Genomic DNA, 23,483 nt, shown 5'->3' on the forward strand with positions numbered 1-23,483 from the left:
ACCCACATCACCTTGGCACATTGCGATGCCGTCGGGAGGGGGTATCCACCCCATCAGTTCTCAGTGACAATCAACAGCCTCGACGCGCAACGATGTCTTCAAAGGATGTTCGATACCCGGCTTGCATCTGTGGATGGTTCTTCGCACGGATGTGTCCATCTGCGAGGTAGGTTTGCAGGTTCCTGTAGTGTGTCATCCTGAAGAGATATCGTTTCGGCACCGGCCCAACCACATTTTGCAGTCTCAGAGCCGGACGCTACCACTAGATAGAGACCTGGTGCAATGGGACCTCCTGATGCGGTTTCGCTGGAGCGAAAGACTGGTCTGGTGAAGCTGCGTTGCAGCACTTAATGACGCCCAGTATATCGGCAAAATGGGCCAGGATTTCACTCTTTGATTTGACTGAGCGCCGCCAGGACATCTGCCGCCAGAGCATGTCTCACGCCCTGGTGAATTGGTTGCGCGGCACCAGATATGGCGAGATGCGCGGAGATATCGTCTGGAAGATCATCGAGCGGAATGTCGTCGCCACGGCGCAGAGCATCCCAAATCACGCTGTGAAGATATCGCCATTTATCGTCCTGAGCAGTCATATTGCATTCTGTCGTCAATCGCGCGTTCAGGAATTACCGTGACACAACTTAGAGCCGAATCCCGGCATGTCAAAATCACTCACCATAAAACCCGTTCCGCGTTTTTGGACGCCTTCCGGTTGATCCGAACGTAAATTCCTTCACTGCGTCCAATGCATCATATTTAGGAGCCTCATAGAGTAGGGCCGCCCGGGGGCGGCCCTGTGATCAAACATCCACTTAATTTATTTTACTCACGCGTAGACCTCCGGAGAGGCGCAGAGACACTGTTGCAGTTGGTCGGTCATCTCATGGATGAGTATAGCACAAGCGATATGAGCAAGACGACCGAACTTAACGGCTGTCGTTACCAGGGCCATAGCCACCGTAGATATAACCTTCACCCGGGCTGCGCAGGTCGCCACTGCTGCTCAACACAACATCGGCATCGAAGGTATCGTCTGCAGTGCTAAAGGTGATGTCATTTGCTTTGGTCGACTCGAGGGGTGCCAGCATACGTGTCTCATCGCCAAATGTCTTCTCAGCGCCAATCGAGGTGTCGAGGAAGAGGTCCTGACGATAAGTCGAGGTATCAGCCAAGGCGGCAGTGGAAATCAGGGCGGCGGCGGCGGTTGTCACAACCAGTTTCATACTGTGATCCTTCAACCTTACGGCTGTCGCGTGATTGCGACATCATCGTTGCTAGAAGTGTAACGGGACCAGCATGATTAAAGTTTCCGCGGTGCATCGCACACGGTCTGTGCATCACCGAACACATCGACATGGAATGACCCTACAGCTCAGAGCTAGGGTAAACAAAGTCCAAGAAGCGCTCGTTAGGCGTCTCGATCAGGAGATCGTATGCTGCGTCTGAGAGCGTCATGACCCATCCAAGCTCCGAGCGTATCCGCCCCGCTGTGCCGAAGACCATGCACCGGCTGGCGCTCTGCTCAGCGCACCACCGCAAGAGATCTGTATCTGCGCCTCCTGTACTCTTGTCGATCACATCGAGATACAGCGCGCCAAACTCCTCACTGGCTTCGCTGATCGAGTAGTTCCTTGGATCCTGCGCCAGATGCGCGCCGAGAGCTTCAAAGATGCCAATCCATCCTGCCGGTGTGTTTTTCAGGCGCTCGGCACCCTCAATACCCGCCGCTGTCATCGTCCAGATCAACGTCTCGATACGCACGTGATACCCAAACTCCAAGCGGCCGGACTCGTATGGCGGGCACGTCAATGACATTGGTAAGACTCCTCAAATGGTAACGCCCGCTCGATCCGAGATCGTGATAGGCTAATTAGGCGAAGGGGAGCAACGTGATGACAGATTCGCACGATGAAGCCGAAAAATCTGCCAACCTCAGCTTTGCGACGGGCAAGCAGATGCATGAGCGCATTGCTATAGACAGGCCTCCGCTCGAGATCACATTACGTGGGTTATCTCCCAAGAGCCAACCCCGCTTGTCGGTCAACACCGGTCTCACGAAACGGCCTACATCGAAGTAGACGCTTTGTGAGGGTATCGCGTCACTTGTTGCCAGCCCGTGCCGCACTGACAGACAGAGCGGCTCATAAACTCATGCTGGCTGATCCCCTCAAGCACATCTCCCGGGCGCCGCGTCGCTGTGTGGCCGCTGTCCCAACATTTGACATCGATGTGGGTGATGCCAGGGCCAAACAGCAGATCCACCTCAGGCGCCAAGGAGGGCCTCCAGATCTGACTGGGTCAGATCTTCTTGGAAGATGAGGTCGACGGAAATATCTCGCGAGGCCTTGCTGACAATGCGATCGACAGCGGACCTGGACAGGCCGCTATCCCCCAATTTCGCCAAGATATCGATGTCGGAATGGGCCGAAAAGCGTCCATCGGCCAAGGATCCAATTAGGGTCACTTCCAAGCCGGCAGCGCCGAGCTCCGCTTTGATCTCGTGCCACACCGCCAGCGCCACATCGCGACGGATAGCCACTCTGCGTTGGGTGATACCGGCGTCACGTGTCATCGGGATGCAATCTCCGACCATTCAGACATCATCAAGCTCCTCGAGCACATCGCTCACGTAGCAATACTCACGTCCGTCGACGATGGGCCGCTGGCGGGCCACTTGCGCATCAACACGCTCTCGCAATGGCGCTGACAGCCGCTGTGGATCAACATATGCACCTGTCTCAGAGCACTCCAAAAGATACAATCTGCAGGCGTAGTCTTGCAGTGTCGCGGGGTCTGAATAATCGGGCGATACTGTGTATACGTCATGCCAGCCGATCAGCCGGATATCGATGCCGAGTTGCTGCAGCAAGCGCACTGCATCGGCTCTGATGGAGCTGCGTGTCACTGCATCATCACATCCATAGACATCTACATGCGCAACCTCGTCGGGTCGCACATAATGCACTTGGGCGGTAATCTCGACTGATCTGTCAGGGTACTTGGCAGTGATCGCGTCCTGTACAGCTGCCAATGCGATTGCTTGGGTCATAATCCCCTCGCGAGAGTATGAGTGCAAGGTTGGTAGGAGTGGAGAGAAATCGAACTCTCGGATCAACGGTAATCTGCCGCAAAGGGTTTATAAATCCCTCACCCGCACCAGCGCACTCCCCCGATTATATCTAGCCGAAGCTAGATATTCGGGGGTGGGCGACGTGGTTGGTGCGCGGATTGTAGGTCATGCTCTCAGCATGCCTCAAACCGATCTCCGCAGACAAGCCCCTTTGCTAGTATCTAGTATCAGATACCTTTGATCGTACGAGAGCCTCTCAATTGCCTTACGCATCGTTGGTTGCAGGTAAAAGGGCGGCGCAGTTTGGTCCTATCCAGATTCAGCCTTTGGGTAGCAGCCTGCGACCACCTCAGCTAGCGATGGCTGCCTTACGAACGCTATCCGCCGTATGCGGTTTGCCCGTGACCGAAAGTACTCCGAGGTCATTCAAACGCCTGGCAATCGTTACGTACGTCATCCCACGGTCCCGCAGTTCGGCGATCTGAGCCTTAAGAGCCGCGCGACGCGCTGGCTTTGACTGGGCCCACTCCTGTTGCCGATCACGCCAGTCGCGGAAATGCTGATACGGATCGAACCTCTCTCCGTCGAGAAGGACAGGATCTGCAGCAATCATCACCACATCCAAACCGAGCTTCTCGGCCATACTTAACATCGGATAGTGGCTGCGCGACCCGTGCAAGACGGTGAAATCTACTACTAGAAGATGGGCATCTAGTTCCTGGCACCGTGGAGCAACGCGTTCTAATGGATCGCGGACATAGTTGCTTGCTCGGTCGAACTCGAGTTCCAGGAAGGTAATTTCGTCGTCAATCTGCCATCTGTTCTCTCGCGCGTAGCGATGCACCAACTCTCTTTGGTAGCGAATTGTTTGACTTACCACCGCCGCTTCGTCTGGGTCTGCTGGAAGCTTGGTAAAACCTGCCCAAGGCACCGGAAGCGTCCAGTAAAATCCAATTGCAGACTTCATAAATAATCCTCCGAAGCTGCTCAGCGGAAAATCCCGAGCACTCCGCATTCATCCCAACAATACGGCTAAGATCGAGGCATAGCTTATTGAAAGGAAAAGAGATCACAATGCCCGAAGGATATTTCAGTGGCCGCAAAGCTAAAGCTCCAACCGAGATCGAGGTCGAACTTGCCGAACAAGGCCTACGCGAGACCGCTGCTCGGGTGGATACGATCTGCGTCAAACGTCGCTATGGAGATTACGGCGTTGCCACAGACCGAGGTGAAGGCGACCATCCTATCTGCATTTATCTCCGAACAATGACGGTTTCCTCCGCAAACCCCACCGACGAAGACGAGGGAGAGATCGAATGCTTTGCTACCTGGCGCGAGGCTGCGAAGGCGGGATGGGTGGTGGATTGATGAGCATAAGAAAATTCAACACGCCACTTTCACTGTAGAAGGAACCACTATGATCAGAACAAGCTCTACCCACCCTCTTAGGATCGACAGCCTAAGCGTTGGATCAGGCTCTCTGGGCCTTACGATCTGCCCCGGGAAATCCGGCTCAAGTCTCTTCGGTGCGCCTTGGCAGCGCGATCTTAAAACCGACCTCGAAGCGATCCAAGGTTGGGGCGCAACTACGGTAGTTACTCTGGTAGAGCCTCATGAACTTCACGAGCTGGGTGTCCGCGAGCTAGGCTCCGGCGTCAAAGAGCTTGGGCTCACGTGGCACTACTATCCGTTCCCTGACGGAGATATCCCTCGGGACCTTCCTGCATGGGAGAGCCTCTCGCCGCTGCTACACCAAGAGCTGGACCAGGGGGGACGCGTAATCATTCATTGCCGCGGCGGGTTGGGACGGGCCGGTACTATTGCGAGCCTGCTTCTTATCGAACGTGGCGACGATGCGGACGAAGCGATGCGCCGCGTGCGGGATACCCGCGTGGGAGCAGTCGAGACCGCCGTCCAAGAAGCGTTTCTACGCGAGCGAGCCGAGCTGGATAACCGACGCACTGAACGTATTCGAGCCAGCCTATTCGGAGGCGCTATTGGGGATGCACTCGGCGCAGAGATTGAGTTCTGGAGCCTCGCCCAGATCCTCGAACGCTTCCCTGATGGCGTGAACGATATGCTTCCGCATGACGGTCACCCAGGCGCCATCACGGATGATACCCAAATGACCCTTTTTTCCGCCGAAGGCCTGATGCGTGCTGTAGTACGCAGCCAGCTGAAGGGGATCTGCCACCCGGCCAGCGTTATACATCATGCACTATTGCGTTGGTTCATTACGCAGGGTGGAACGCCCGCCTGTGAGACTGATGACATTGGACTTCTCTGCGATCCACGTCTTCATCGTCGCCGAGCACCAGGAATGACATGCCTCTCATCCCTCTCCAGAACCACAACCTTCGGTGAAGTCGCTAGAAACGACTCCAAAGGTTGCGGGACGATCATGCGAGTGGCCCCAGTTGGACTAATAGGATTTGATATCGAGCAGACCGTTCGTGAGAGCTCTGCCCTTACTCATGGACACGTGACCGGCCAAGAGGCCGCCATTGCCTGGGCGCTGATGCTCAACGCAGTTCTGGAGGGCGAGGAGCTCGAGACTGCGGCGCGCCAGCTGGTTGGCAAGTCCGGCCCCGAAACCAATCGAGCACTCGAGCAAGCGCTGGCCGCGCCTCGCGATGGTCGCCCTGAAACGGTTGAAAGCCTGGGCGCGGGTTGGGTCGCGGAAGAGGCGCTTGCCATAGCGCTGTTTGCCGCTCTAGCTGCGGAAGGAGCCGAGGAAGGGCTGCGAGTTGCTGTCACCCACTCAGGCGACAGTGATAGTACCGGGGCGATAGCGGGCAACATGCTCGGCCTTCTCTACCCTGAAGAAATGATGGCGCATCCTTGGCGGCAACGCATCGAATGCGCCGATCTCATCGACCGGGTGGCCCGCGATCTGGCGGGCATTTCGAGCCACCAAGGTGACGTCACTTCATTCTCCGAACGCTATCCGGGAGCTTAAACTAAGCATTCACCCGCTTCACGAAGTGCTCGACTATGAAGCTCACTGCGACGTTGTGCGCTCGAGCATCATGACGCGGGTGGACGGGGTTAGCTTTGCAACGGTAGGTATTGGTTCATGAAAGAATATATTATCATCCCCGACATTCACGCCGATATAGATCGCCTTGAGCGTTCATTAGAAGTGGCAGGAGATACTCCGGTCGCTTTCCTGGGCGACTTTATCGATGCCGGAAAACTAACGAAGCAGGTAGACGAGGAGTCTGTGCTCTCGCGGGTGCGGCGCTTGGTCGATAGTGGTCGCGCCGTTGCGGTCATGGGCAACCACGAACTCAACGCGATCCTCTACCATCGCAAGGACGCTGACGGTGCTTGGCTGCGCGCGCATACAGCTGCAAAAACCAAGCAACATCAAAGCTTCATAGAAACCTTTGGGGTCGGCACGAAAGAAGCCAAGGCATGGACGGATTGGTTCCTGACCCTCCCCCTCTGGTACGAGTTGGATGGATTGCGACTGGTTCACGCCTGCTGGGACGATACTGCGATCGAGCTTATCAAGGCCAGACGTCCCGACGGCCGGTTGCATGCTGATGACCTTCCTGAAGTGGCTGCCGCCACCTCCTCATTTGGCAAGGCGGTCGAAAGGCTGCTTTCCGGTCCTGAAGTCTCGCTACCCTGCGGCTACATGTTCCACGACACGAACAACCATGAACGCCATAACGTGCGTCTTGCATGGTGGCGTCCAGAAGCAACTACGTGGCGGGAAGCATGCCTGTCGGTGCCTAATCCCGACGAGTTGCCCTCTGGCGCAATCCCGCCCGACACAGCAGCTTTGCTATATAGCGCCGATGCGTCCCCGGTTTTCGTAGGACACTATAAGATGAACGGCGCCCCCTGCATCGAAGCACCCAATGCAGCCTGTTTAGATTATCCGGCAAGACCATGCGTTTATCGCTGGCGCGCAGGCGAGGCACTATCGGCAAGCAATCTGCTTACCATCGACGTGGACGAGGACTGCCATTGGGTGGCCGTATGACGAAGCTGATCACCTTCAACTGTCCGTGGTCCTGAAACGCTTCCCGGCAGATATCCCCCACACCTCGTCAGTTAATGACACCCCAAAGTTGCGCGAGCTCTATCCGCCTACGAGTTTGATGGAATCTCGTGCAGCTTCGGGGCCATTTTGACTGACATCTCCATTTTGCTGAAGGACGCTTTGGTGCCCCCAGACCAGCGATCCGGACCCCATGAAGTGAATGCCAGCCCAATCGATTTCTAGTTCGGGACACAGGGCGGTAGTCGCTCGGAGGTAGCCATCCAACTGAGATAGGTATGGCTGTGCTGACTCTAGGGGATCCGCTGGGGCAGCGGATTTAAAATCGATCAACGCTGCTCGTCTCCCGTCTGCGCTGCGTGCAAGCAGATCTGTCGTGCCCCTAATGCGCGTGCTGTCAGGTAATGTAACGTCCAAGGGTAGCTCGTGATGACGTTCAGTCAGACCCTCAGCGTCGAGGAAGCGAACAAGTGCATCTGCCTGTTGGGCCAACACTGCCATGGTCGCTTCCGGCAAACCTGTTGCAAGCCCAACCTCCACCATTCGATCTGGGCGCTGCATTAGTACCCGGAACGCCAAGTGAAGAGCAGTGCCACGTTCGGCTGCATCAGAATGAGACCCCGATCCCGCTGCAGCGCCTGTCAGGCCACTTCCAAGCGCATGGGTGCGCAACGACCAGTGCGCGGGTTCCTCAGCTGCATCAGAAGGACGGAGGAAGAGCGGTGTACCCCGCACCCCCAAAGCATCACGGCGGCCAGGGCGAGCCCGAGTTCTAGGGAGTGGAGCCACGCATTCCTTTTCGAAGCAATCAGGCAGCGTCTCGGAGCAGACATGAATGCGGGCGGGATGTTCAGCATCACCTACTGAGATGCAGGCCTCCCCATAGTTTAGTTCGCCCTCTTCCTGAAGCAGACGCGCGAGGGTGTCATGCTCAGGCTTGCACCAATCCGGCCACTCAATCACCAAAAGATCACGTGCTCGCGTCAGAGCGACGTAGGCCAGACATCGCTCGCTATCTGCAGCAGCTGGCCTACGTGTATCCGCAAAACGCGCGGCAACTTCCGGTGCGGCAACTTCGGGATGGTAATGTAGGGTGGCTCTTTCGAGCAGGGTTTCCGGCTTGTCCCAACCGTCAAACTCGATGCGCAAAGTGTTGGGGCGCTCTTCGACAGTCCAGCCAAGACCGGTGACAAAAACGGCGGGCCATTCCAGCCCTTTTGCTGCGTGCCATGTAAGGACCCTGACCCCGCTTGCGAGACTCTCGCCAGGATCGGGCCGTCGATTTTCGCCGGCTTCAATTCGAATGGCCAGCCATGAGAGAAATGATCGAATATCCCACCCAAACACGCCTGAAGCAGCGCGAGTGGTAGGGTCGGTCGCCTCAAAGGCGATCGCCTCGGCATCGAGGCGGGCAAGGTCTGCATGGGTGCGAAACGCATCAGATAGGGATGCGGCCCAATCATCGAGCCCTGCCCTTACGCGAAGCTCTGCCAATACGCGCGAAACCGGCCAATCGCGCCCTCGCTCATGAAGGTCGATAAGCGGGACTAGCATCTCAGTATCACTGAGGTTCCCCTCGAGCACAGCGGTCAATCCCTCTTCAAGGGAAAGGCGGGCCGGACCGTAGCTAAGATAGACCAATGCTGAAAACAGATCCTGAGGGTCGGCGATGAAGGCTAAAGCTGCACGGGCTACAACGATGGCGGGCGCATCGTTCCAACCGTCTTGGGTCACATCCACGGGGATGCCAAGTTGTGTCAGACAATCAGCGTAGCGCATGACATCGGCATGAGTCCGGCACAGAATGGCAATATCCGAGGCGGTGAGCGGCCGTTTTATCTTCGTATTCCGCTGCTCTATCTCGCGTCCTTCGGCGAGAAGGCCCCGGATCCTATCAGCGACGTGGTGGCACCCCTTCGCATTAGGGGCTCTGTTTTTTGGCACGCGCAATACCTCTAGCGGTGGCGAGGCTGCGGTGGCTTTACGCTGTGGTTCAAGCGGTTCGTAGCTTTCGAAAAGCCTTGCACCTAGATCGTTCACCAGCGCCATGATTTCGGGAACAGATCGCCAGTTGCGGTCCAGTGTTGCGGCTGCCTCAGGACGGGCACGAGCCAATGCTTGGGCCAACCGAGCATCAGCCCCCTGAAACCCCATAATCGCCTGCTTTCCATCTCCCACGAGGATTACCCGAGGTGCGCCGGCTATTAGATGGGACAGCAACGCGAACTGTACGGGGTTTGTATCCTGGAACTCATCGACGATGACGCAGTCGACACCGTCCAGCATTGATGCTGTCGCATCCGGTCGGTCCCGAAGAAGTGCTTCTGCTTGAGCGATCATGTCGCCAAAATCGATCACTCCGAGCTTGGCCTTAGCGGCAGCATAGCGTCGCCGTACATCCTGCGCCCCCGTTATCAGCATTTCAAGCCGAGCGGCTGCTTGCTCTTTAGGACCGGGATGACGAAGCAAAGCACCTGCTGCGTTCATGATCGCTTCAGCGAGATCATCGTAGCCTTCAGGCGTCGGGGCGCCGCGCTTAGCCAGACGGAGACTGCGCAACCGTTGCCACCACGTCCAATCTTTATAGGCTTCGACCGAAGACCCCCGAAGAATATCACGGGCATTAGCGCTAAAATCCTTCTTGGCGGCAGCGCTCTTCGCCCAGTCCACGATCCCATCAGGAAATACTGCGAGCATCTTATCAATGGCAGCGCGCAGCTGTTGATCGAGCTTGATGCCGTCTAAGGCAACCTCTGGCCAATCTGTCTCGAGAGCCCGACGGGCGCGAGCGGGGAGGTCGGGGTCGTCCCCACGAACACCTAGCTCGTTCAGGCGCGAAACAGCGGCACGCAGATCGGCGCGGAAGGCTTCAGTGGCGCTCCCCCCATTCCTGCTCCAGGCATAACCGTGGGCTGCAAGGTTGGAAGTGATGGGAGCCAGCGCCTCGGTTTCCGCGATGGCACGGCGAAGAAGAAGTTCCGCCTCTGCGTCTTCAATAAGACGTAGTGCGGGGGACAGCCCGGCAGCGAAGGCATGCTCGGTCAGCAATCGCCGTCCCAGGGAGTGAATGGTAGAAACATAAGCGCGCTGAACTGCGGCGGCCTCTTCGACGCGCCCCTCCTCTAAAAGCGCTGCACGGACACGGCCTTTCAGTTCTGCGGCAGCGGCTTCTGTAAACGTGACTGCAAGAATCCGTTCGGGCCGGACGGTCCCATCCGCAACCCAATCCTTAAGAGTTTCTTGGATGTGGTACGTCTTTCCTGAGCCTGCACCTGCGCCGACGATCTGAATGGTCATTACGTTTCCTCCCACAAGAAGGCATCTACGAGGGGGTGATCGAGCGCGTAGCCTCCAATGCCGACCTGCTCGAAGGATTTTCGGTCGCTTGTTTCGTTTAGGGTGATGCGGCCCTTGCGAAGATCTGCCACCGTTGCAGTCAGCCGCTTGCGTGCTTCGGCGTGTGTATCTGCGTCCACCGGTCCGAAAGCAGCACCGGCGAGCGTACCGCCGCTGACAATCATCATGTCTGCAAGGTTCAGATAACCAACCGAAACCGGTTCACCGCTCACCATATCGGAGGCCGCAATCATGTCGCCATAAAGCTGTGCTTGGACGTCCCAACCCGTCTCCATCCGCTTTACCCGGCTCTTTGATGAGCCGCTCTTATAATCTACGACAAGGAGACCGCCGTCCTCCAGTCGCAGGACCACATCGGCTTTACCATGCAGATCCATACCGAAGGCATTGCCGGTTAAGTATCCTTCTGTGGCGTGGATCGTCGCTCCGGTCTCGTGCAAGATTTCAGCCCATTTGGTGGCCGCATGGCTCAAATCACTGATGAGGTGAGCTCGTTCAACGGCCCATGTCTCCGCCTCGAGAAAGCGCAGGTCTCTATTGCTCCGAATGACTGTTTCTACCGCGTCTGGTACGGCGTCGGCGACCGTTTCAGGCGCGGGCGGAGCGCCTGAAGGGAACAAGATTTCCAGCGCACCGTGTAACAGCGTGCCGCGCACGAGGGCATCGAGCGTATCGGGTGACCAAGATTGATCCTCTACCCCAAGTTCACCAAAGAGCCAGGCGAGCGGAGAGACGAGCAATGTTTCCAGCCGTGAAGGCGACTGCGGGCGCGGCTTGCCGTCCTTAATTCTCAGTACGGTCAGATCCCGTTGTAGATCTATTATTCTTTTCTCAGGGAGGCATGGGCGTCCCGCATCGGTGTCGTGATCGATATGGTGTATAGCGCACGGCCAGCGGGAGGGATCAGACGAAACCGGAACGATCAGATCCTCTGCCGTTTTGCCCAAGCGATGAGCCAGCATGTCGAGAGCTGCAGAGGGCGCGAGGCGAGCGCCAGCCCGATTGCGGACGGGGAGCGTGATTTCAATGCTTTCGGACGCAACCGAAAGCAGTCGGTCTAATCGTGCCAGCGCCATCTGCAAAGATCGTTGGCGCCCAAACAGAGTAATTCCGCAGCACCTTTGGATCAGGTCGATTTCGTGCTCCAGCCAGAACGGGCTGGCCCCAGCAATGCTAGGATAGCGATCGCCTGCAAAGCCGATTGCCAGCAGATGGCGCACCTCACGCCACGGCGTTTGGCCTTCAGTAAAGACTGAAACTGCCCCCTTCGCCGCCCCTAAGGGAGCCTCAGGCGTGAGCCCAGGGCGTATAGCGGCAATCAAAGCGTCCCAGTCAATGGGAGCTTTATCAGGGAGCGCAGGTATCGCCCGAAGGGCGCTACCGATAGGTTCGCGCATATGGCCTGCTAATGCTTGTAGAGTTCGCGTAAGCTCAGCGCCATTGCTAGGCGCTTGGTTCAGAAGATCGCGCAGCTTCCCGCAATCAGTTCCTAGTCCCAGAGCATCGAGAGCGGTCTTTGCCATGCCAGGGGTGGGCTTGCGTAACGAGATGAGCAGCAAATGCACTGTCTCACTCGTTCGATCTCGCGTCAAAGCGCCAGGTAATCCCCCTAAGTGCAACCCTAACTCAGCGAAAATAGCTTCGGCATCGACCACCCATTCAGGATCATCGGGTAGGAGAAGGCCGATCTCGTCAGCCGACAAGGTGCTGTCTTCATCAAGCAACCGCTGCGCTCGGGCCGCGGCGAAGCGCAGCTCCTCAAGCGGGTCCCGCAGGGCAGTCACGCGCAGGGAGTACGCGCCAGGCGTGGCTTCCCTAGTTTGGAACGCACGAAGTTCTGGGGTTGTGCCGGCCGGCTTCAATCCAGGGTACGCGTCTGCGCGCTCGACCGACCCGTGATGTTTTGAAAGAAGGTCGGCTAAGCGCAGATCTGCCGCAGTGGCGCCCATTCGGTCGCCTGACGCGAGCCAGGGGAGAGGCTCGAGAGCATCGCTGGCACTACAGGTTTCGGCGTGAGCCAACGGTGCCAGCTCCTCGGGCAAGGTGCCGATATCGCGCCACAGATCCTGCAATGCCGCCAAGTGGGTCCGCGCACGCCCATAAGGCAGCTTTTCGGCCTCGATCGAGTTTGTGTCGAATGCAGGTGCGGATCGTATCAAGTCCCGCAGCGCATGAGATACGGCAGCGATCGTTGCTTCAGGAGCCGCTGCGAGACTGGTTGCCCAAGGCGTTGCACCCCCGTCTCGGATTGCAGCGCTATCATCAAATGATCTCGGTATGGGGCAGAGGTAGGTTTCAGCCAGAAGCGCAGAGGTTACAGGACGAATGGCACCGGTCAAAGGATGCACGGTCGATATCGGATCAAGCGACAAGGACACCTCCGGGGCTTACAGCATAAAGTTGGAATATGGTGCTACCCTAGCGGGTATCTAAGACCCGGGAAGCATAGATCTACCTTGAGAGCGCATTCGGAACCGTGCCTGTTGCCCTAATAGCTCGTTTATGAAGTCCGAGAGGTATTAGGCCAAAATACCAATCGATTAAGCCATCACCGATGCCGTAGGAAGCCATGTCTACGCCACTACTACATCTTGGAGTCTGCGCCAATCTTCGGTTCGGTGACCGGGGGCCGGCCCAGGGGGCTTGAAACTTAGGATTACGTAGCCAAAATGTAAGCAAGGTTTTTTAGGGCATAAGTGATGAACACTTCGGTAAATCCTTCGAAAGAAGATGAAGCAATACTCTGTGTAGACGAGAGAATAAAGGAAATTGAAAATCTTTTAATCGGGCCTGGGGCTGATGCCTTTCGAAGCCTTGAGAAAGAGATATCAGTATTCTGCCCATTCGAAGCCATCGGAATGGTTCGGCAAGAACTCCGCCATGCCCATTTTTTAAGCTTTATGTTGAATCCCCATCAACCTCATCCATTTGGCGATTTGTTCCTAAAAACACTACTTCAAGAGGCCGTTGTACAGGCGGGTGACGGTCAAACGAAACTGCAGCCAATTGAAATTTACTGCTCTGACTGCTCCAACGCGATTGTATATCGCGAGAAAGCAAGCATAGACCTTTTAATTGAAGTGCCTCGAGGGATTATTAAAGGTGCAAAAGGGTTGTTATTAGCTATTGAGCTTAAAATTGATGCGTCAGAGAGTGATCATCAACTGGAAAAATACAAATCCTATGTTCAGTCAGAGTATCCTGAAGAGGAATGGGATCATATCTTTGTGTTCCTTACTAAGGATGCTACAACTCCTTCTGATAACAACAAATTATCGTGGATTCCTGTAAGCCTTTCCGACCTAGTCACAAGTTTCGATCAAACGATAGAAGAAAGAAACTTTACTGGAGAGGCGGCCGGACTTTATAAAAAGTATTCGAATATGATAAGAAGGCAACTCATGGAAAGCGATACCTTAGCTAACCTCGCAAAACAGGTTTGGGCGAAGCATAAGAATGCCCTAGATACGCTTTATGAATATCGACCTGACCTTCAATCCGATATATTTGAATGGCTTAATGATAACGAAGAGGCTGTTATCTCATCGGTCAAGAAAGCGACGGGGCTCACCCTTGTAAAAGATAGATCAAGTCCCAGGATTCTTCGCTATTCCGTAAAGGAATGGCTAGAGATGGATGGTTTCTGCAGTGAAGATAAAAGTTGGGTAGATACAGGGGCGGTATTACTTATTGAAGTGCTAGGCTGGGGTGAAGGATGCATCCGCGTATCAATGGTTCTTGGGCCTGGTGATCAGAGTACACGTCTGAGTATCTACAGGGGGGTGCTTGATCTGGTTGATGCTAAAAAGATCAGCATTGGCCGGAGAACCTCCAAGATTGGACGATACAAACATTTAAGCGGAACCGATATTCAAAAAGTGCGGGCTTACGATCTTGCTGAGGCAAATGAGGAAGATGCTGGGAAACTAGGAGAAAAAATCGTGAAAAGGATGACAAGCTTTCTAAAAGTCCACCTCCCTTTATATAATGAAGTTCTGCGTGAAGTCTTTCACAAATAGATCAAAAATCAGCGCGAGCTAAATGATGAACCAGACGTTCCCATTCGGTAAAGAAAGAAAAAGCGACGACACCAGATGCCCGGGAATGGACGGAAGCCACAGCAGTTTGGCGAGGCCCATGGAAATTCAAGCCTCATTTGAATAGGGCACCACCCGACCCCCTAAAGCCGCTTAGGCCAAAACCATTCACAAGGCAAACAGTTCGAGTAACATTTATTCACCCAGCTTTCGCGTTTTCTACGCTTAAACCGGCATCTAACAATTGTTCCTTGTCCGGAAGGTCTCGCAAGCTCTCAAGATCAAACGCGATCAAAAACTGCTCTGTCGTCACAAACGTGTAAGGTGCCCCTCTTTGAGGTGATCGTGGACCCGTTCCAATCAAATCGCGGCTGACCTCTTTGCCAAAAATATCCTTTAATCCATCACGGGTTATTGGCTGGTAGTAAGCGACAGCCGCCAGCACCGCGAGGTCGAATTCATTCAGGTCGAGCACCTGATCCTTCACGTCGGCCACCGCGCGGATCGCGGGGGCATAGGCAGATCGCGTGCGCATCATCCAGCCGCCAGCAACCTGGGCGATCTCGAAGGCCCGCCCGTCCAGATCGGTGGCCAGATCCTCGATAAGCAGATCGACCGACGCCCCCAGCCCAACCACCCGCGCCAGATCCTCCCGCGGCACAGGGGAGGCGGACGCAAAGAGCACCGCTTCGATCCGTCGCATCCATTCCCGCCAGCGCAGCGCTCGCGGAAGGTCGGCCAGTTCGCGGTCCAGCTCCGGCTCAGAGTGTTGTTTGGCCATACTATACTCCGTAGAGCCGGAACGTGTCGCGACCGGTGAGTTCGCGCACGGCCCCCAGATCCACCAGCCGGTCGCAGAGCCGTCGTGCCGCACGCGGTGGCAAAGGCAGTGCAGCTGCGGCGACGGAATCGCGGGTCAAAAACATCTCCACGGCATCCCGTGCCCCTTTGGCGCGCAGCTTTGGCGCGACCGCTTTTACATGTTCTACCCGCCGCGTGAGGTCAGCAGCAAGGCGTGCCGTCTCGAGCGCCGAAGCCACGACGGCGCGATGGCAGGCGCGGCGCAGCTCATCCCCCCGTTTGCGCAGGTCCGCGCGCTTCAACCCGGTTGCTAAGAGCGGGGTCAGATAATCCAAACCAAGCGCCTGCGCCAAGGCGGCATCCGCCAGGACAAGGGCCGGCCCCTCTTGTCGCGCTGTCGCCATCATAGCCTCCAACACCCTCGCCGCCCGGCTAACCGGCGCCCCCTGCCCCGCGTCGAGATAGTCAGCGATCCGGGCCGCTTCGACAGCGGGCAGAGCTCGGTCCAGAGACTTGATCGAAACCACTCGCTCCGCAGCGCGCAGCCAAGGCAGATAGACCTCTCCCCCCGGCCCCGGCAGATCCCCGGGGCGCAAAAAATGAACCGCATCGCGCAACTCCCCTGCCCGCTCCGAGCGCCCAGAAAATTTTACGCAAGCTTCCGCCGCGCTCAAGGTCAAGCGTGCGCGTATCAACGCCACCGGCACATCGTCCCGTGCCATCAAGAGATAGAGGTGGTTCAGGGCCGCGCCCGACAAAAAAGCCACATCTTCAAGGCTTTCCGCACGCGCCGAGGCCACCCAGAAAGGCATGCGCGGTATTATCCTAGAATGATCGATGTCAAGGGCGCGGAGGGAATCCATGCACTCATGCTACCTAACGGCGGCGCTTTAGACCATCTATTAAAGCAAAAACCGCCCCAGCTTACGCTTCACAGGTATGTCCAATAAGTTTACATTATCGGATTTTTTTCATATACCCTCCTAGCCACGACAGAAAAAAAACGAAAATCCGCATTCTTCAGCATCAAGAAGGGATTTCCCGAACCAGGGCGATGAGGATGGACGTCTCACGGCGCCCTCCGGAACTTCCCTCCGATGTAGCAGGCTCTGGAACGCTCTATCGCCTGATTGAATCGACGCGCATTTATGTCAAGGGCTCGACCGCGGAGAACACAAACAACGTCTACGCCACTGACTAGAAACACTTTGCCTGCTGGTGCCGTTTCAAAGGCACAGCCCCCTGCCCCCTTCACCTGAGATGGCTGGACTCTATTTGACCGACCTAGCCGCCTCTACTGGAGCGGCCCCTGCCCTAACTGTTTCCACAATAGAGCGTCGCCTGTCCGGCCTCTCCTGGCACTATACACCGCGCGGGTACGAGCTCAATCGGAAGGATCGCCACATTGCTCCCGTGCTGGCAGGGATAAAACGGAAGCACGCACGACCACCTATGCAAAAATACGGTGTATTGGGCGAAGATATTATCGCAATGGTCGCCTTTGCCCTACGATCTGCGAGGGCTACGGGACCGAGCCATCGTGCTGCTTGGCTATGCAGGCGGTCTCCGCTGCTCTGAAATTGTCAGTCTCGATCGGCATAAGGATGATACGTCTGAGACCGGTGGATGGGTCGAGATCATAGACTATGGGGCGGTGCTGCGCTTCCGAAGCAAGACAGGCTGGGGCAAGACCGAGATTGGCCGCGCCTCCAAAGAACACACGCCCCGTACATGCACTCGAACAATGGCTGCGTTTTGCTAAAACCAAGTTCGGGCCAGTTTTTTTACGCACTTCGCGCGACGTCAAACAGGTTTTGAAGGCCCGACTTAATTACAAGCATGTCGCCCGACTGATCAAACAGACCGTTGGACGCAGGCATCCGAGCGGAACTACCCGAAGAAGAACTTTGGCGCTGTTCTCAGGGCACTCTCTTCGAGCAGGCCTCGCCAGTTCAGCAGAGGTTGACGAGCGCTATGCCCAAGAGCATCTTGGAGCCACTAGCGCGGAAATGACCCGGCGGTATCAGCGCCGTCGCGACCGGTTCCGCATGAATCTGACGCAGGCCGCGGTGCTGTGACGTGGATCAAAAGTCTTCGAATTTTAAAGCCGAAATGAAGGCAGCATGGCGAGGGAGATTGCTACGGGAGTGTAGGATATCCACGACGATATTCCCATTCGATTGATCCAGAAAGACCAGGAAATGCCCCCTGCCCTTATGAACCGTAGGTTTTTCGACATGATCAACGAGAACTGCGCAACTCCGACTATGAGGGTCTATGTGCTCGGCGCTGCTACTTTGGTGGGTGCGACAACTTCCTACAATCTTGGCTGAAGCTTCATGGCTCGAAAGGCTTTCTGATTGGCATTCAGATTGACCTTGATTTTCTTGAGGAGGGCTGCTTCTCCACGAAGATCAACTTCTGTCGCAAGTTCTAGGAACCTGGGCTTTTGCACGGTCGTATGTCGCAACACATCAACGCACCTATGGGCAAAGATGAGCATAACTGGCTGGTGGATGTACATGGGCACATTTCAGAAGAACGCGCGCGAGGGCCCCAATCCCAATGTTTCGCTCGAGTACATGGGGTATCGGCCCATCGTATGGAAGAAGTCATCGGATTGAGTATGCCTATGGCTTTCTCCTACTCCCGCATGCAAGATGAATTTGGGAATAAAGCAATTGCGCTCTGAAAACCTGTGGCCGCTCGATCGGCGACGGCCTTGTTTTCTGCCAATGAGTAGTCCACCGCGTCTCAGGCCGAAAACATTTCCGCCTTCTGCTGTTTTGTGCCGTAGGCGCAGCAGCCTAGTCAGCATTTTGTCATCTCGGTTCTGGTGCGCAAGATGAAGTGCCGTTCGTCCCATAAGGTTCAAGAGGGGCATTCGAACCATCCGAAAGCGTGGGGTTGAGGTTTTGGGGCAGGGGGGGGTATTCTTCAACCACCAACGGGGCCATCACGGAAGACATAGTACGCCAGTACCTTGATAGTCATTTCGCTGATCCTAACGGCCCCAGCTGGTAGTCGTTCAGTCGGCAACCCGAGCTTAACGTCAAACGATCCGACCGCACTTATCAATAGCGCTATAGGGCGCGCACAGACGCGGCTTTATAAGCTCGGGGAGAGCCCCGAGCTGTGGGTACCAGAGGCTAAGCAATACCGGCCCCATATGTTATAGGACTTCGTTGCTAAGCAGATAAACCAGCGGGTCGATGACAAGAAGGACCATTGGAGCGTTCAGCGTCGGGCTTACGCCGTAAGCGTCTGGCATATTCCCGGGAAATTTCACTGCAGAGAATCCGTTGCATCGATAATGATGCTGATTTTGAGCCCTTTCTCTGAGAAACCTGTACCGCGGTACAGGTTTCTCCAAAGCGATTGCGGTTCACTCATCAGGAAGCCTATCCAAGCAAGCTTGACTGGTCGAAAAAAATGTCGACAAGGTCACTTCAACGAACGGTTAGTAATTCCAAGTATGAACACTCAGTTAAGTTTGTACCATGGTACAGATTTCTACACTGGAATTTCGCTCGGGCCTCATCAGTGCAAATATACTATCGGTCACGCCTTATAAGAGGTGCGGCAAAGTTTAGCCAGGTTCGGGCGATAAAGCCCACTGTGACCTCACATATTGAGCTACCTGTACCGTGGTACAGGTGTTAGCGAAGTCTCCCGGTGCGGGGAATCCAGCAAACCGTGTCTCTATAAGCATTCGGCCGGACAAGCTCAGCGCGGGCGTCTGAATTAGCCGTATTGGAGATCAACAGCAAATATGCACTTTAGGTTATCTGTACCGCAGCAAATCCTAGTTTAGAGAAAGTCCTCTGGCTTATCGAATGCCCGCGACAGGATTGCCCGCGATGAACCCTGCGATCATCGAGGTGAAATAAGCCGACGGTGATTTGATACGGTTCGCATTCTCGGCCAGATATTCCAAAGCTCTGAGCATGTTTGGCCATCCGATTGACGCGACACCTTTCGCCAAGGTTTCACTTCTTAAACTTAAAAAAGATCCAAATAGAAAAACCGCTTCGCGTAGTCGGGAAGGTGATTGTACAGCATCCGGGTAGAGGCTTGCGATATTGGGACAATGCTCCCATGCTTTGACAAGTTGTGCATATTCGTCATGCACCTTCTTAGTAGGATCTATTCTTACGGACTCTACTTGGCGGTCATTCTGACCGTTCCTGCCGGACTCTTTGGGCGGATCCGTAAGGCGGACCTGGTGGCGCGTTTCGCGTTGAGTTTCGACTTCTCGGCGCGACAAAGGTACTGACCGGGGCGCATCAATCTCAAGGTTCCTGTCATGTCCGGCACAGCTCGTACCGCGCACAGCTTCCTGTAGGGCGACCTCTTTGGGCTCAGTGTGCCGCGACTGATCTGCGGAAGCCGTGGTAGGGCAGGGGGCGCAGTGGCGGGGCTGAGAGGTTTGAATGGTTTCTCCCGACGCGGAGAAACGAGTTTGGGCGTCAGAACTTAAAGCACGCATCTCCCGAATGAGTGCAGCCACTCCCTCGGATTTCAACGAGGTCCTGCGAAGAATCTTCTTCACTTCAGCAAGAAATTCGATTTGTGCCTCGGTCAATTGCTCAGGAGCGCGAAGAAGATCGGCACGAATTGCCAGCGCCTTGGAGCGCATCGAGCGAAGCTCCTCGGCCTCTAATTTGAGCTTTGCCGCTTCAGCTACCAGCTCGGGGTAGATGCGGAGGAGGGGTGAAAGATCGAAGCCGAAGGCATCACGAACAACTCCGCCAACCCGGAGCGGGAAGCGCTTCCCGGTGGCGCTGTCCTTGCGCGTGATGAAACCGATCTCGCAGAGCTTGGCGATGTGGCGGCGGAGTACACGATCACTCATGCGGTTGGCACGCTCGCAGATGGAGTTGTTCGATGGATAAACCACCAACAAAGCATCCGAACTAAGAGGAGTCTCGATACCCGTTTCTCGGTCCCGGCATGGGAGGAAGCTTAAAAGCGTTTCCAGCACGAGGACCGAGCTTGGGTTCAGGCCATAGCTTTGGCTGCTGTTCTTTACCGCGGTAAGAAGATCGCGGCGTGTGACTGAAGGCATGGTTCCGGAAAGGGTCGGGGCATAGCTCCTCCGCTCTCCGGCATTAGTTGCCGTAGTTTTTACCTGTTCCATGAATTCTCAGACGGCAAAGAGATACCAATCACCGAAAACGGTGTTGCAAACGATTCTCTGACAGGGTATCCAAGAGGTGCTTAAATCACTTGAGGCCCTTCGAGACTACGGTTTCGGGGGGTTTCTTTTTGCGCTGCGTCTGCCTCCTTTCTTATCTTATTGCTGCTCTAACTGGGTTCGTATTTCGAGCACCTAGATGCGCTTTATTGCGCGGGTGGGGGGGAGATGTGCCGTGGTACATCTTTTCACAGACCTCGCCTAATTACTTTTTAAAAACAATGGGTTACGTCATTTATTTTCTGATTTCCATTGCCAATAAAGCTTTTCGGTTTTATTCTGGAGCCACTCAATGAAGGCGGCGTCTGACTTATCCTTCACCTTGATGCTAATGCCCTTGGTGCTGGGCGACAGCTCAACATGACCTTTTGCAACCGAAAGCTTCTTAGGCTTGCTTGACGCCTGCTCAGAGCCGCGCTTCAAACCCTGAAGGACAGTGTTGAACCGGCCAGGGCTATCCAGATCCTTGGGCAGCGCTTCTACCGCTCTTTTGATACGGCGGGTTTCAACATTTGCTGTGATCTTTGCCAGCGCACCCCATTGCCTCCGACCGATGCCATGAGCCGGTCCGATCGCATCGATCAGCTCTCCCGGGATCTCCCGAATGACCTTTGCCATTCGACTTACTTCACCTTTTGGAATGTTCAGGGCGCGTTCTATCACCCCGGTCTTCATACCGCTATCGAGCAGTTGAGTGATAAAGGCAGATTTCTCGATGTAGCTATTTTCCAGACGCTCAGCGTTTTCCAGACCTTGGGCCACGACCAAAGCGTCATCGTCCAGCTCGCCGATATAGGCTTTGACCGGAATGCCGAGAATGCGACAGGCCGCGATCCGACGCCGACCGTAGATCGGCTCGTATTCGAAGCCGGAACCAGGTGCCGCAGTTCTGAGCAATACGGGGACTTGTTGGCCGGACTCGCGAATGGATTCGACAAGCGTGTCAATTTCCGCAGAGACATCGAAGCGATCCTGATATTTACTCTGACCGATAAGGTCGACGTCGATTTCTTGAATCGTTTGGTTCCGCAGATCATCATATGTTTCGCGGAAGCGTCGGACTGTTGGGCTGCCAGATTTAGGCGCTGCAGCGGGAGTGCTTGGGGCAGGGGAGGGGGCTTCCTGCGTATCCTCACCACCGGACAAAGTCCGCTCAAGACTTGCTGAGAAAATGCCTTTACGCGCCATCGGTATCTCTCCCCCACGATTGATGGATAAGACCTTCAAACTCCGCAACGACCCTTGTCACGGAATCCCAAGCACGCTGATAAGTCTGGCGATTGAAGCTAGACGGATCGACTTCCGCAATAGTCTCCGCGCTATTCGCCGCATCCGCGATCGCGGCGGACAAATAGAACTCGCTGGCCATAACCGCATCTTCGAGGATGGATCTCAAATAGCTGGCGACCTGAATTTGCGGCTGGTCGGTGGGGTTGTATCTCGTGATTAGGTATTTGATCCAGTCGTAGGGTCGAGCGCCCTGACGTCCTTCCAAAACCGACATCATCTCACCAGCCATCCCGAGGAAGGTACCGAGGCTCATGACATCGATGAAGGAGGCCGTGACGGGAACAAGAAGCCCGGAGCTGGCAAAAAGAGATGCGATAACCGCAAAGCTCATTTGTGGCGGGCAGTCGACCAAGAACAAGTCAAAGTCATCGCGGATGGGCGCTAGCGCCTCTTCTACGCGAACGAAGAACGGGAATTTCTTCTGATCATTGACTGCGGTTTCATGCTCGAACTCCATGATATGCATATTGGAGGGGATCAGGCTGAGATTGGGGATATGCGTTTCCCGGATCACCTCGCGAATATCTGCCCGCTGGGTTCCTTCGGGATCTGCAGCATCAGGATAGCGGATCGCGTCATAGAGTGTGAGCATGTCCGGCTCGCGCTCGGGGATGATCCCACAAAATTGTGTCGTGCTGGCCTGGGCGTCGAGGTCAATGACTGCCACCCTATAGCCACGTAAAGCCAAGGCGGACGCGACGCTGGCGGCGGTAGAGGTTTTTCCCGCACCGCCTTTCAGGTTCACAATACTAACGACCTGAGAGCGCTCGCCATCCTGTCTGCGCGTAATGTTTTTGCTTTCGAGCCGGTCATTCTCGAACAGAAAGTCTCTGATTGCATGGATCTCGGATGCCTCGAAATAACGACGCGTGCCCCGAAGGAGTGTTCCTTGGGGCAGATCCGGGTTGGTACGTAGGGTGTGGCGCAGCGAGTTTTCGTTCACGCCGATGTAGTGGCAAGCTTCCTTGAACGAAAAAGGTCGCAAGACCTTTTCTTTGTTCGGCTCGAGTAAGCGCTCCCGATGCTGTATAAGCTGGCTTGAGATAAGCCCCGCATGCCTGCCTAGGGATGCTGATCCGCTCGTATTCATCTGTCCTGCCTCGTAAATCCGTGTTATCCGGGTTTCCCTTTGTGTAACACGTTTTCCCCGCAACACCAGAAGAAATGCGTGATGCGATCAAATAGCTTGAGGCAGTATAATAATTTTTCAAATGATTTAAGAGCGTTAGCAGATGAACTGGAGGCAACGCATTAACACCCCAAACTCGGTTATATTCTACGCTGGAGTCTGAAAGTTTTGATATTGTGGCTAAAATCGCATTGGCTTCAAGAATCGGAGCTGAAATGAAAGTGGCAGATTTCTGTTGACAAGTGCTGCCATACCCCGCCTCGCGCGGCTAAGGTCAGGACCCATTGATTTGAGCGAAGCCGCGTGATTCACCATCTAAAAACAGAGCGATTATATGGCTGACCTCTTTTGGCTGAGTGATGCGCAGATGGCGCGTCTGAAGCCCTACTTTCCAAAGTTCCATGGCAAATCACGCGTCGATGATCGGCGCGTTTTAAGCGGGATTATATTCATCAATCGCAATGGGTTATGTTGGCGCTCTGCGCGTCATAAGGGTCGATGGCGTCTTCATCTCCATCGCCCAAAGCGGCCCCTTTGAAGGTGACGCGGGGGCCTGCCCGGTGGAGGGCGCCGCAGGTAAGGCTCGTGCG

General features: G+C 55.4%; 17 protein-coding genes and 2 pseudogenes. 6 read left to right on the forward strand and 13 right to left on the reverse strand.

Annotated features, from left to right (window positions below; translation table 11 throughout):
* Positions 1-386: 386 nt before the first annotated feature.
* The 6 genes from ACGYLO_RS21605 to ACGYLO_RS21630 form a co-directional block, all read right to left on the reverse strand.
* Complete coding sequence (locus tag ACGYLO_RS21605; protein WP_394377386.1) at positions 387-593, reverse strand: hypothetical protein; 207 nt, start codon at positions 591-593, stop codon at positions 387-389.
* A gap of 333 nt (positions 594-926) precedes the next feature.
* Complete coding sequence (locus ACGYLO_RS21610) at positions 927-1,223, reverse strand: hypothetical protein (RefSeq protein WP_394377387.1); 297 nt, start codon at positions 1,221-1,223, stop codon at positions 927-929.
* 142 nt (positions 1,224-1,365) lie between these two features.
* Positions 1,366-1,761 (reverse strand): hypothetical protein, encoded by a 396-nt coding sequence (locus ACGYLO_RS21615; RefSeq protein WP_394377388.1) that lies wholly within the window; start codon positions 1,759-1,761, stop codon positions 1,366-1,368.
* Positions 1,762-2,263: 502 nt separating this feature from the next.
* Complete coding sequence (locus ACGYLO_RS21620; RefSeq protein ID WP_394377389.1) at positions 2,264-2,572, reverse strand: nucleotidyltransferase domain-containing protein; 309 nt, start codon at positions 2,570-2,572, stop codon at positions 2,264-2,266.
* A gap of 21 nt (positions 2,573-2,593) precedes the next feature.
* Complete coding sequence (locus ACGYLO_RS21625; RefSeq protein ID WP_394377390.1) at positions 2,594-3,049, reverse strand: hypothetical protein; 456 nt, start codon at positions 3,047-3,049, stop codon at positions 2,594-2,596.
* A 370-nt stretch (positions 3,050-3,419) separates the two neighbouring features.
* A complete protein-coding gene (locus ACGYLO_RS21630; RefSeq protein ID WP_394377391.1) occupies positions 3,420-4,037 on the reverse strand; it encodes a hypothetical protein in 618 nt (205 codons plus the stop codon).
* A 107-nt stretch (positions 4,038-4,144) separates the two neighbouring features.
* Here ACGYLO_RS21630 and ACGYLO_RS21635 point away from each other — a divergent pair, with 107 nt between their 5' ends.
* From ACGYLO_RS21635 to ACGYLO_RS21645, 3 genes are all read left to right on the forward strand, one after another.
* On the forward strand, positions 4,145-4,438 hold the full coding sequence (locus tag ACGYLO_RS21635; protein ID WP_394377392.1) for a hypothetical protein: 294 nt from the start codon (positions 4,145-4,147) through the stop codon (positions 4,436-4,438).
* A 49-nt stretch (positions 4,439-4,487) separates the two neighbouring features.
* Positions 4,488-6,029 (forward strand): ADP-ribosylglycohydrolase family protein, encoded by a 1,542-nt coding sequence (locus tag ACGYLO_RS21640; RefSeq protein ID WP_394377393.1) that lies wholly within the window; start codon positions 4,488-4,490, stop codon positions 6,027-6,029.
* Between the two features lie 117 nt (positions 6,030-6,146).
* The gene (locus tag ACGYLO_RS21645) at positions 6,147-7,064 is read left to right on the forward strand and encodes a metallophosphoesterase (RefSeq protein WP_394377394.1); all 918 of its coding nucleotides are present in this window, start codon (positions 6,147-6,149) and stop codon (positions 7,062-7,064) included.
* A 99-nt stretch (positions 7,065-7,163) separates the two neighbouring features.
* Here ACGYLO_RS21645 and ACGYLO_RS21650 read toward each other — a convergent pair whose 3' ends face one another.
* The gene (locus ACGYLO_RS21650; RefSeq protein WP_394377395.1) at positions 7,164-10,379 is read right to left on the reverse strand and encodes a UvrD-helicase domain-containing protein; all 3,216 of its coding nucleotides are present in this window, start codon (positions 10,377-10,379) and stop codon (positions 7,164-7,166) included.
* Positions 10,379-12,811, reverse strand: coding sequence for a PD-(D/E)XK nuclease family protein (locus ACGYLO_RS21655; RefSeq protein ID WP_394377396.1), 2,433 nt, complete (start codon positions 12,809-12,811; stop codon positions 10,379-10,381). Before ACGYLO_RS21655 ends, ACGYLO_RS21650 begins: the two co-directional genes overlap by 1 nt.
* Positions 12,812-13,138: 327 nt before the next feature.
* Here ACGYLO_RS21655 and ACGYLO_RS21660 point away from each other — a divergent pair, with 327 nt between their 5' ends.
* Positions 13,139-14,458 carry a PD-(D/E)XK nuclease family protein gene (locus ACGYLO_RS21660; RefSeq protein ID WP_394377397.1) on the forward strand — a complete coding sequence of 440 codons (1,320 nt, stop codon included), beginning with the start codon at positions 13,139-13,141 and terminating at the stop codon, positions 14,456-14,458.
* Positions 14,459-14,675: 217 nt separating this feature from the next.
* Here ACGYLO_RS21660 and ACGYLO_RS21665 read toward each other — a convergent pair whose 3' ends face one another.
* A complete protein-coding gene (locus ACGYLO_RS21665) occupies positions 14,676-15,257 on the reverse strand; it encodes an SMC-Scp complex subunit ScpB (protein ID WP_394377398.1) in 582 nt (193 codons plus the stop codon).
* Between the two features lies 1 nt (position 15,258).
* Positions 15,259-16,140 (reverse strand): DUF1403 family protein, encoded by an 882-nt coding sequence (locus ACGYLO_RS21670; RefSeq protein ID WP_394377399.1) that lies wholly within the window; start codon positions 16,138-16,140, stop codon positions 15,259-15,261.
* A 191-nt stretch (positions 16,141-16,331) separates the two neighbouring features.
* On the opposite strand from ACGYLO_RS21670, the pseudogene ACGYLO_RS21675 reads away from it, so the two are divergent.
* A pseudogene (locus ACGYLO_RS21675) lies at positions 16,332-17,355 on the forward strand (tyrosine-type recombinase/integrase).
* A gap of 1,751 nt (positions 17,356-19,106) precedes the next feature.
* Here the strand turns inward: ACGYLO_RS21675 and ACGYLO_RS21680 are convergent.
* From ACGYLO_RS21680 to repA, 3 genes are all read right to left on the reverse strand, one after another.
* Entirely contained in the window at positions 19,107-20,417 is a 1,311-nt protein-coding gene (locus ACGYLO_RS21680; RefSeq protein WP_394377400.1) for a helix-turn-helix domain-containing protein, read from the reverse strand.
* Between the two features lie 288 nt (positions 20,418-20,705).
* Complete coding sequence (gene repB / locus ACGYLO_RS21685) at positions 20,706-21,662, reverse strand: plasmid partitioning protein RepB (RefSeq protein WP_394377401.1); 957 nt, start codon at positions 21,660-21,662, stop codon at positions 20,706-20,708.
* Positions 21,652-22,854 (reverse strand): plasmid partitioning protein RepA, encoded by a 1,203-nt coding sequence (gene repA / locus ACGYLO_RS21690; RefSeq protein WP_394377402.1) that lies wholly within the window; start codon positions 22,852-22,854, stop codon positions 21,652-21,654. Before repA ends, repB begins: the two co-directional genes overlap by 11 nt.
* A 373-nt stretch (positions 22,855-23,227) precedes the next feature.
* On the opposite strand from repA, the pseudogene ACGYLO_RS21695 reads away from it, so the two are divergent.
* Positions 23,228-23,377 (forward strand): annotated as a pseudogene (locus tag ACGYLO_RS21695) (transposase); the annotation flags it as partial.
* Positions 23,378-23,483: the final 106 nt, after the last annotated feature.

The organism is Sulfitobacter sp. 1A13353 (assembly GCF_043557255.1).
GTDB classification, from domain to species: Bacteria; Pseudomonadota; Alphaproteobacteria; order Rhodobacterales; family Rhodobacteraceae; genus Sulfitobacter; species Sulfitobacter faviae.